Consider the following 10,439-nt stretch of genomic DNA (forward strand, 5'->3'; position numbering starts at 1 on the left):
CCTGCCCCTGAAACCCTCCTTCTGAGCCCGACCCGCTGAACGCTGACTACTGTTTCAAGGCCTGATCGATGTCGGCGAGGATGTCGTCGACGTGCTCCAGGCCGATGGACAGCCGGACCAGATCCCGCGACACCCCGGCGCTCTCCAGCTCCTCCTCATTGAGCTGGCGATGGGTGGTACTGGCCGGATGGCAGGCCAGGGACTTGGCATCGCCGATGTTCACCAGCCGCGTGATCAGCTGCAGCGCATCGATGAACTGTGCGCCCGCCTCGAAGCCGCCCTTCACCCCGAAGCTCAGGATGCTGGCCGCCCGTCCGCCCATGTAGCGATCGGCCAGCGGCTTGTACGGGCTGTCCTCCAGGCCGGCGAACTTCACCCAGCTCACCCGCGGATGGGACTGCAGGTACTCGGCCACGCGCTGGGCATTTTCGCAGTGCCGGTCCATGCGCACCGGCAGGGTCTCGATCCCCTGCAGCAGCTGGAAGGCGTTGAACGGCGACAGCGCCGCACCCATATTGCGCAGCGGCACCACCCGGCAGCGGGTGATGTAAGCCGCCTCGCCCATGTCCTCGGTGTAGACGACGCCGTGGTAGGAGGGGTCCGGCTCGACCATCATCGGGAACCGGTCGCCGTGCTTAGCCCAGGGAAAGCGGCCGGAGTCGACGATCACCCCGCCCACCGTAGTGCCGTGACCGCCCATGTACTTGGTCAGGGAGTGGATGACGATATCCGCCCCGTTATCGACGGGCCGCCACAGGTAGGGCGTCGGCACGGTATTGTCGACCATCAGCGGGATGCCGTGGCGGTGGGCGATCGCGGCCAGCCGCTCGACATCGACCACTTCACCGGAGGGGTTGCCGACGCTCTCGCAGAACAGCGCCTTCGTCCGCTCGTCGATCTGCGCCTCCATCCGCTCGTAATCGTCCTGGGCGGCGAAGCGCACCTCGATGCCGTGGATGGGCAACGAGTGGGCGAAGAGGTTGTACGTACCGCCGTAGAGCCGCGAGGTGGAGACGATGTTATCGCCGGCGCGGGTAATCGCCTGGATGGCGTAGGTGATCGCCGCCATGCCGGAGGCCACCGCCAGGCCGCCGATGCCCCCTTCCATAGCCGCCACCCGCTGCTCGAGCACGGCGTTGGTCGGATTCATGATCCGCGTGTAGATGTTCCCTTCCACCTTCAGGTCGAAGAGATCCGCCCCGTGCTGCGTGTCATCGAAGGCGTAGGAGGTGGTCTGGTAGATGGGCACCGCCACCGCCCGGGTGGTCGGATCGGGGGTGTAGCCGGCATGGACGGCCTGGGTCTCAAGTTTCACCGCGGATGACTCCTTTGCCACGTTCCGGATCGGGCGCCCCCGCCGTTACCGGCTCGCGGGCGCGCGTGCGCTCATTAAAAGTGGCATCGCCATTGCGGGGAATCAAGCAACCGGCGGCGCTAAGCTTATGCCTCGGCGCCCTGGCGGACGGCCTCCGCCGCGGCGACGTTGAAATCCGCGGCGGCGGTTGAGATACTGGCGTGATAACGATTATCCAACTAGGCACCCATCCCCGCGCCGGGCCGCGCGAGTGCGCGCCCTCTTCTCCGTCTTCCCACGCAAGCCGTATCCGGGCTGCAGCCTCGCGGCGGCATAGCGCGCGGGCGCCTGAAGAACCCGTGAGCCACAGAGCGAACCGTTAGACCATGACCGATCGTAGCCAACAGCTTCGCGACCAGCTCGCCCAGCGCATCCTGATCCTCGACTGCGGGATGGGCACCGAGATCCAGAAGTACCCGCTCGAGGAGGCCGACTTCCGCGGCGAGCGTTTCACTGATCACCCCTCGGAACTCAAGGGCAACAACGACCTGCTGGTCCTCACCCGGCCCGATATCATCCGCGACATCACGCGGCAGAACCTCGACGCCGGTGTGGACATCGTCGAGACCAACACGTTCAACTCCCAGGTTCTCTCCCAGGCCGACTACGGCGCCGAGCATCTGGTCGACGAGCTGAACATCGAGGCGGCCCGGCTCGCCCGCGCCGTCTGCGACGAAGTCGAGCAGGAGACCGGCATCCCGCGTTTCGTCGCCGGCACCATGGGCCCGACCGGCAAGACGGCCTCCATCTCCCCGGACGTCAACAATCCCGGCTATCGCGACATCACCTTCGACCAGCTGTTCGAAGCCTACGCGCAGCAGGCCCGGGGCCTCCTCGAAGGCGGCGCCGATCTGATCCTGATCGAGACAGTCTTCGACACCCTCAACGCCAAGGCGGCCATCTACGCCCTCGAGGAGGTCTTTGAGGAATCGGGCCGGCGCCTGCCGGTGATGATCTCCGGCACCATTACCGACGCTTCCGGCCGGACCCTGTCGGGCCAGACCGCGGCGGCCTTCTGGAACTCGGTGCGCCACGCCCGGCCGATCTCCGTCGGCCTGAACTGCGCCCTCGGCGCCGAGGACCTGCGCCCGCACCTGCAGGAACTGTCGAAGATCGCCGACACGCACATCTCGACGCACCCCAACGCGGGCCTGCCCAACGAGTTCGGCGAGTACGACCAAAGCCCCGAGGAGATGGCGAAGATCGTGCGCACCTTCGCCGAGGAGGGGCTGATCAACATCATCGGCGGCTGCTGCGGCACATCGCCGGCGCACATCGCCGCCATCCGCGAGCAGGTCAAGGATTTCGCCCCGCGTCAGGTACCGGAAGCGGCGCCCGACGTCATGCGCCTGTCCGGGCTCGAGCCGTGCAACATCGGCAACGACTCGCTGTTCGTGAACATCGGCGAGCGCGCCAACGTCACCGGCTCGGCCCGCTTCCGCCGCCTGATCAAGGAGGGCGACTACGAGACCGCCCTGGAGGTGGCCAAGGAGCAGGTGGAGAACGGCGCCCAGATCATCGACATCAACATGGACGAGGGCATGCTCGACTCCAAGGATGCGATGATCGACTTCCTCAACCTGGTCGGGTCCGAACCGGACATCTCCCGGGTGCCGATCATGATCGACTCCTCGAAGTGGGACATCATGGAGGAGGGACTCAAGCGCATCCAGGGCAAGGGCCTGGTCAACTCCATTTCCCTCAAGGAGGGCGAGGAAGCCTTCCTGCAGCAGGCCCGCAAGCTCAAGCGCTACGGCGCCGCCGCCGTGGTCATGTGCTTCGACGAGAAGGGGCAGGCCGACACCTACGAGCGGCGCCTGGAGATCGCCGAGCGGGCGTACAACACGCTGGTCAATGACGGCTTCGAGCCCGCGGACATCGTCTTCGACCTGAACATCTTCGCCGTGGCCACCGGCATCGAGGAGCACAACAACTACGCCGTCGACTTCATCGAGGCGACCCGCTGGGTCAAGGAGAACCTGCCCCACGCCAAGATCTCCGGCGGCCTGTCCAACCTCTCCTTCTCGTTCCGCGGCAACGAGCCGGTCCGCGAGGCCATGCACTCGGTCTTCCTCTACCACGCCATCAAGGCGGGACTGGACATGGCCATCGTCAACGCCGGCCAGATCGAGGTCTACGACGAGATCGACAAGGAGCTGCGCGAGCTCTGCGAGGACGTCATCCTCAACCGCCGCGACGACGCCACGGACCGCCTGCTGGAGCTGGCCGACCGCTACAAGGGCCAGGGCGGCAAGAAGAAGGAGGAGGACCTCTCCTGGCGCGAGGAGCCGGTGGAGAAGCGCCTCGAGCACGCCCTGATCAAGGGCATCACCGACTACATCGACGTGGACGTCGAGGAGGCGCGGCAGCGGCACGAGCGCCCGATCCAGGTGATCGAGGGACCGCTGATGGACGGTATGAACACCGTCGGCGACCTCTTCGGCGAGGGCAAGATGTTCCTGCCCCAGGTGGTCAAGTCCGCCCGCGTAATGAAGCAGGCGGTGAGCCACCTCCTTCCCTACATCGAGGCCGAGAAGTCCGGTGACGATGAGCCCGCCGGCCGGGTGCTGATCGCCACCGTCAAGGGCGACGTCCACGACATCGGCAAGAACATCGTGGCGGTGGTCCTGCAGTGCAACAACTTCGAGGTCCACGACATCGGCGTCATGGTCCCCACTGAGACCATCCTGCAGAAGGCCAAGGAGGTCAACGCCGACATCATCGGCCTCTCCGGGCTGATCACGCCGTCGCTCGACGAAATGATCGGCGTGGCCCAGGAGATGGAGCGCCAGGGCTTCACCTGCCCGCTGCTCATCGGCGGTGCCACCACCTCACGGGTGCACACCGCCGTGAAGATCGCGCCCAACTACTCGGCGCCCAGCATCTACGTCAAGGACGCCTCGCGCGCCGTTGGCGTGGCCTCCAAGCTGGTCAGCGAAACCCAGGCCGAGCCGTACAAGCAGGAGCTGGCCGCTGAGTATCAACAGGTGCGCGCACAGCACGAGGCCCGGCAGCAGAAGACCAAGTGGGTCTCCTTCGAGCAGGCCAAGAAGAACGCCACGCCCATCGACTGGTCGACCCACCGGCCTCAGGAGCCCGAGAAGCCGGGAGTCCAGGTACTGGACGACTACCCGCTGGAGGATCTGGTCGAGCGGATCGACTGGACGCCGTTCTTCGCCGCCTGGCAGATGCGGGGCCAGTATCCGAAGATCCTCGATGACGAGAAGCAGGGCGAGGAGGCGCGCAAGCTCTTCGACGACGCCCAGGCGATGCTGCGGCGGATCATCGACGAGAAGTGGCTGACCGCCCGCGCGGTGTTCGGCCTCTTCCCGGCGAACAGCACTGGCGAGGATACCGAGGTTTACGCCGACGAGGCACGCAGCGAGGTGCTGGCCACGCTGTGTCATCTGCGCCAGCAAACCGAGAAGGGTGAGGGCAAGCCGCACCAGTCCCTGGCCGACTTCATCGCGCCCAAGGAAAGCGGCGTGCCGGACTGGATGGGCGCCTTCGCGGTCACCGCCGGGATCGGCATCGACGAGCACATCCAGCGCTTCGAGGCCGCCGGTGACGACTACAGCGCCATCATGCTCAAGGCCCTGGCCGACCGCCTGGCCGAGGCGTTCGCTGAGCGCCTGCACGAGCGGGTGCGCAAGGAGTTCTGGGGCTACGCCGCCGACGAGAACCTGTCCAACGAGGACATGATCAAGGAGCGGTACCAGGGCATCCGCCCGGCACCGGGCTACCCGGCCTGCCCCGACCACACCGAGAAGGACCGCCTCTGGGAGATCCTTAACGTCGAGGAGAACATCGGCCTGAGCCTGACCGAGTCCAAGGCCATGGTCCCCACCGCTGCCGTGTCCGGTTGGTACTTCGGCCACCCGGAGGCCAAGTACTTCGGCGTCGGGAAGATTTTCCAGGACCAGGTGGAGGATTACGCCAAGCGTAAGGGGATGTCCCGCAAGGAGGCGGAACGCTGGCTGGGGCCGAACCTCGGCTACGACCCCGAGGACTGAGGGGAACCGCCCGTCAAGACCCCTCGCCCGCCGAGACGGGCGAGGGGGCCTGCCCACTGCAAGCTCTGGGAATCAGGGACGGGGTCCCGGGGCATCACGCACCGCCTGGCAGGCCGCGAACGCTACCCCCTACCCCTGCCCCCCTCAAGAGCATTACGTCGCCTGGAACCGCGAGGCGACCTCATCCCAGTTCACGACATCCCACCACGCCTCGACGTAGTCCGGCCGCCGGTTCTGGTAGCGCAGGTAGTAGGCGTGCTCCCAGACATCCAGGCCGAGCAGCGGCGTACCCTGTTTGGGCGCCACGTCCATGAGCGGGTTGTCCTGATTGGGGGTATCGGTGATCTCCAGCCCTCGCGAGGTCTGGATCAGCCACGCCCAGCCGGAGCCGAAACGCCCCAGCGCGGCTTGCGTGAACTGCTCGCGGAACTGATCGAAGGAGCCGAAGGCCGAGTCGATGGCCGTGGCCAGATCCCCCGACGGCTTGCCGCCGCCGTTGGGCGACATCACCCGCCAGAACAGGTCGTGGTTCCAGTGTCCGCCCCCGTTGTTGCGGATCGCCAGAGGCAGGCTCGAGACGCGCGCAAGCAGATCCTCCAGCCGCTGCCCCTCGTGCTCCGTCCCCGAGACGGCATCGTTGAGCTTGGTAACGTAGGTGTTGTGGTGCTTGGTGTGGTGGATTTCCATCGTCTGGGCGTCGATGGAGCGCTCCAGATCGCCGTAGTCGTAGGGCAGATCGGGGAGTTGATAGGCCATCAGGATCTCTCCTTTCCTTCGCGCGGTCGTGACGTCCCTGCGCTTTGTGCCAGGGCGTACAAATCCATCATGGGGGGCCGAGGGGCACGGCATCAATCCCGCGGATTCTGGGTTGTCTCCGCCCGCCGCTATCGGGAGCCCGCCCGGGGGACACTATAGCCGTTATGGCCGCTCGGGCATCGAGCAGTCTGATCAACCCGCGGCGCCGCGTATTCAGGCGTCCTTCCCGCGCCCGGTCAGGCGTCGCCGCAGGAAGGCCCCCGCGACGAACAGCACGGCCACCCCGAGCAGGACCACCACGGCCCGGGTATCGATCTCCCCGCCCCGGGCGGCTGCCTCGACCGCGCTGTAGATCGCCAGCGAGAAGACCCCCCACTTGATCCCCAGCCCAACCACCGTGGCGACGACGAAGGTCTTCAACGGCAACCCCAGCCAGCCGGCCCCGTAGTTCAGCGGCGGGTGCGGAAAGCCGGGCAGGGCCCGGATGGCGCACTGGCTGAGGAAATCGCTGTTGCCCCGGAGCACCCGGATCCAGCGGCTGTCCGCCGGCACCGCATCACGGCCCAGCAACCACGCCACCCCGTACGCCCCCAGGGCGCCCAGGGTACTGCCCGCCACCAGCGTGAGCGTGGACATCCAAGGCGGGTAGAACGGGGCGACGACCCAGAGGAAGAGGCTGCCCGGCAACGCCAGGGTGAACAGCGCCGCCTGCAGCACGACGACCACCAGCAGCAACCAGGGACGTTCGACCAGGAGCTCGCCCCAGGCGACAACGTCCTCGGCATCCCAGGGCCCCCACACGGCCACCGCCAGGCCGCTGAGCAGCAGCAGCGCGAGCAGGAAGGGGCGATACCCCGGCCACCAGCGCACCGAGGGTTGGGGAAGACGCAAGCGCATGGCGCCCGATGCTACTACGAATCGGGCCGCGAGGGGCGCGGGCGCCCCCCCGGCGTATACCGCACCCGCACCCGGTTGCCGGGCGGGAAGTAGCTCAGTTCGTCACACAGTGAGCGCACCAGCAGGATGCCCCGGCCCGCACCGATGGGCGCCCCGTGGCCGCCGCCGTCTTCCAGAATGCGCCGGTAGTCGAACCCCTCGCCGGAATCCTCCACCTCGATCTCGATCCCGTATCCGCTGCCGTCGGCGGCGTCGCACTGCACGCGCAGGCGGATCTCGCCCTCTTCCAGCGCCTCCAGCGCCCTGGCGCGCTGCTGGTAATAGGCCTCGAAGCCATCCGGGTCTCTCTTGAGCGCCGAGTCGAGCCCGAGCACGCCGTGCTCCAGGGCGTTGGTGAAGAGCTCGGCGATGACCACGTAGAGGCTCTGCCGGTCCTCCTCCAGCGCCCCGAGTTCGGCGAGCAGATTCATGATCGGCGGCACCGGATTGACGTGGGCCAGGGTCGCGGCGTCCAGGACCAACTCGCTGTACCAGTTCTCGGCGGCGGCCGCCCCGTAGCCGCCCATCGCCCCCTCGGCCAGCAGCCGGTCCAAGTCCACGGAGACCAGGGTGGTATCGTCGCCCTGCTCGTCCCCGGCCCGGAAGGCTCCGACAGCTTCCAGCAAGGCGCCGAATCCGGCAGCGGGATCCCCACTGCAAAGCGCTGCCTCGATGCGCTCGTTGCCGAAGAGCCGCCCGCCGGCATCGGTGGCCTCAACGATGCCGTCCGAGCAGGCGTAGGCGTGGAGCCCGGAGGTCAGTTCCAGGTAGGCCAGCTGCCGGCGCCCCGGCGCGGTATCGCGGATCACCCCCAGGGGCAGGTCCACCGACGGGAAGCGCTGCACCACCTCACCGCCGCGCAGGACCCAAACCGGCGGCATGCCGGCGTTCCACACGCCGAGCCGGCGATTGTGGCAGTCCACCTCCAGCAGCGCCGCGGTGAGGAACATATCCGCCGGCAGGCTCCGGAAGAGCTTCTCGTTGACGTCGTCGAGCAACTCGGCGGGGTGTGCCCCCCGCCCGACCCGGTCGTAGAAGACCGCCGCCAGCCCGGGCACACCGACCGCCGCGCCGATCCCGTGGCCGGTGAAGTCCCCGATAAGGATCAGCAGATTGCCGTTGGGCCGGCGGGCGGCCAGCAGGATATCGCCACTGAGGATAGCCGCCGGCTGATAGTGGTAGCGCACCCCCGGCGCCTGAAGGTCACTGGAGGCCGTAGCCCGGGCGACGATGCGCTCGGCGGTCTCCTGCTCGCGCTCGAGCCGCTCCTGGTGGCTGCGCAGCGCGTCGCGCTGGGTGACGACAGTGTGGTAGAGGGCCCGGGTGCGCAGCCAGGAGTCGATCTTGGCGTTGAGCTGCACCCGGCTGATGGGCTTGGTGACGAAGTCATCGCCGCCGGCCTCGACACACTGCGCCAGCCGCTGCTCATCGGTCAGGGCGGTAACGAAGAGCACCGGGATGAACCCCCCGGTATCCATGGCCTTGATCTGCCGGGTGGCCTGATAGCCGTCCATCCGCGGCATCATGATGTCCATGAGGATCATGTCCACCGGCTGCTCGCGGAAGCGGGCCACCGCCTCCTCGCCATCGGCCGCCGTAATCACGTGAAAGCCCCGCGCCCCGAGGATCGCCTCGAGGAGCATGGTGTTCACCGGCTCGTCATCAACCACCAGAAAAGTGGGCAGCGCCTGTTCGGCCAGCCTGTCCATGGTGCCCCCCGTTTCCCCGCCCCCAGCGCCGTCCACGCGGCCTACTCCTGGATGGTGAACAGGCGCTGGAAGTTGGCGATCTCGAGGATCTTGCGCACCTCGCGGGAGCAGTTGCGCAGCACCACCTCGGCGCCCTGATCGCTGGCCGACTCCCGCAGCAGCAGCAACATGCCGAGGGCGGAGCTGTCCATGTATTCGGTCTCAGAGAGGTCGATCACGTAGCGACGGACGCCCTCCTCCCCCTTGTAGGCCTGGCGAAAATCCTTGTGCAGGCTGAAGTCGAAGAAACCCTGGATCGCCATGACGAGGGTTTGCCCCTCGTCCTCGCGCTCGGTTCGGATGCCCATCGTTACGCTCCTGCTTTGCTGTCGGTGTCGAATTCGCGGGGCGCCGCGGGGCTCAGAAGAGCTCCACGTCGCCGTGATCCATGGACTGCTGCTCGACCTTGCGCTGGTTCGCCCGCGCCGCCTCACGCTCCTGGCGCTGCTGGGCCAGCCGTTCGCGGGCCTCCCGAAGGCGTGCTGCGTACTGGCTGCCGTGGACGTCGTCGGCAGCGATGGCCTGAAGGACATTGCGTACCCCGTCGAGGTAGTCATCCAGCCCCTCGACGCCGGCGCGCGAGCCATCCACCAGCTGCGTCACAATATCCTCGAACTGCAGCGCGCGAACGGCGTCGGCCACATGCTGATCGATCTGCCCGCTGACCTGGGAAATGCGCGTGACCTGCTGCTCCACCTGCTGATCCACATCCTGCAGGCTCTTCATCATCTCCGAGATCTGGTCCTTGGTGGAGAGGGTCACATTCATGTCGTTGGAGGCCATCTCGCCGACCTCGGTGCGGGCTTCCTCCACCAGCTTGGTGATCGTCTTGACCTCCTCGCCGATCTGCTCGTTGAACTGATTCGCCTTCTCGGAGAGCTTGCGCACCTCCTCGGCGACCACCGCGAAGCCGCGACCGGACTCCCCGGCCCGGGCCGCCTCGATGCTGGCATTGAGGGCGAGCAGGTCGGTCTGGCTGGCGATCCCTTTGAGGTCGGCAAGCAGCTCGTGGATCCGCCCCATCTGCGCGACCATGTCGTCGATGCGCTCGACGGTCTTCACGCTGCGCCGGCTCATGTCGACGATCATGTCGACGTAGTTGTTCAGGAAGCTCTCGGTCTCGCGGACAAACTCGGAGATACCGAACTGCTCCACCGCGGAGTCCCCGCCGGTCTGCTCGATCACGGCCCGGGCAAGGCGCTCCTGCTCATCGGTGGCCTGATCCATGCCGTTGAAGCTCTGGTTCAGCGACTGCACGGCATCGCCGACCAGCCCGCGGATCTGCTCCAGGTCGCTGTTCACCGTCCGGAACTCGGCGTTGAGGCTGTCGTCGATGTCGTAGAGCAGATCGCGCAGGGCGTCCTCCAGATCCTCCACGGTATCCGTCGCCTCGTTCCAGCCCGTCTCGCGTCGGCGCAGGTAGCCGACCACGGCCCAACCGCTGGCGCCGAGCAGCACCGCCAGCGGCCCCGTGGCCGGCCAGGCGTAGGCGATCGCCATGGCTGCCACGGTTAGCGCGGAGGGCGCACCGTAGTGGCGCAGCCACGCCGTCTTCGGGTGGTAGACGATGGACTCGCCGTCGCGATCCTCGGCAACCTCGACCATAGTCACCTCTCCTGGGTGGGGTGGGAG

The 10,439-nt window shown here is 67.1% G+C and carries 7 protein-coding genes; 1 reads left to right on the forward strand and 6 read right to left on the reverse strand.

Annotation, left to right across the window (positions count from 1 at the left end; genetic code table 11):
* Positions 1-46: 46 nt before the first annotated feature.
* Positions 47-1,315: an aminotransferase class I/II-fold pyridoxal phosphate-dependent enzyme gene (locus CCR79_RS11460; protein WP_201172791.1), complete on the reverse strand. Its 1,269-nt coding sequence runs from the start codon at positions 1,313-1,315 to the stop codon at positions 47-49.
* A gap of 365 nt (positions 1,316-1,680) precedes the next feature.
* Between CCR79_RS11460 and metH the strand changes: the two genes are divergently transcribed.
* Positions 1,681-5,367, forward strand: a complete 3,687-nt coding sequence (metH, locus tag CCR79_RS11465; RefSeq protein ID WP_201172802.1) for a methionine synthase — start codon at positions 1,681-1,683, stop codon at positions 5,365-5,367.
* 153 nt (positions 5,368-5,520) lie between these two features.
* Here the strand turns inward: metH and CCR79_RS11470 are convergent, their stop codons facing one another.
* The 5 genes from CCR79_RS11470 to CCR79_RS11490 form a co-directional block, all read right to left on the reverse strand.
* The gene (locus tag CCR79_RS11470; protein ID WP_201172804.1) at positions 5,521-6,123 is read right to left on the reverse strand and encodes a superoxide dismutase; all 603 of its coding nucleotides are present in this window, start codon (positions 6,121-6,123) and stop codon (positions 5,521-5,523) included.
* A gap of 213 nt (positions 6,124-6,336) precedes the next feature.
* Entirely contained in the window at positions 6,337-7,020 is a 684-nt protein-coding gene (locus CCR79_RS11475; RefSeq protein WP_201172806.1) for a TVP38/TMEM64 family protein, read from the reverse strand.
* Between the two features lie 14 nt (positions 7,021-7,034).
* A complete protein-coding gene (locus CCR79_RS11480) occupies positions 7,035-8,768 on the reverse strand; it encodes an ATP-binding SpoIIE family protein phosphatase (protein ID WP_201172808.1) in 1,734 nt (577 codons plus the stop codon).
* A 41-nt stretch (positions 8,769-8,809) separates the two neighbouring features.
* Positions 8,810-9,115 carry an STAS domain-containing protein gene (locus tag CCR79_RS11485; RefSeq protein WP_201172810.1) on the reverse strand — a complete coding sequence of 102 codons (306 nt, stop codon included), beginning with the start codon at positions 9,113-9,115 and terminating at the stop codon, positions 8,810-8,812.
* Between the two features lie 52 nt (positions 9,116-9,167).
* Positions 9,168-10,439 (reverse strand): methyl-accepting chemotaxis protein (locus CCR79_RS11490; RefSeq protein ID WP_207190382.1); only part of this gene is annotated, 1,272 nt, incomplete at its 5' end.

Origin of the sequence: Halorhodospira halophila (assembly GCF_016653405.1) — a bacterium.
Lineage (GTDB): Bacteria > Pseudomonadota > Gammaproteobacteria > Nitrococcales > Halorhodospiraceae > Halorhodospira > Halorhodospira halophila_A.

Coding starts and splice junctions, on each gene's coding strand:
- metH (WP_201172802.1), top strand. CDS start 1,681: ATGACCGATCGTAGCCAACAGCTTCGCGACCAGCTCGCCCAGCGCATC.
- CCR79_RS11470 (WP_201172804.1), bottom strand. CDS start 6,123: ATGGCCTATCAACTCCCCGATCTGCCCTACGACTACGGCGATCTGGAG.
- CCR79_RS11475 (WP_201172806.1), bottom strand. CDS start 7,020: ATGCGCTTGCGTCTTCCCCAACCCTCGGTGCGCTGGTGGCCGGGGTAT.
- CCR79_RS11480 (WP_201172808.1), bottom strand. CDS start 8,768: ATGGACAGGCTGGCCGAACAGGCGCTGCCCACTTTTCTGGTGGTTGAT.
- CCR79_RS11485 (WP_201172810.1), bottom strand. CDS start 9,115: ATGGGCATCCGAACCGAGCGCGAGGACGAGGGGCAAACCCTCGTCATG.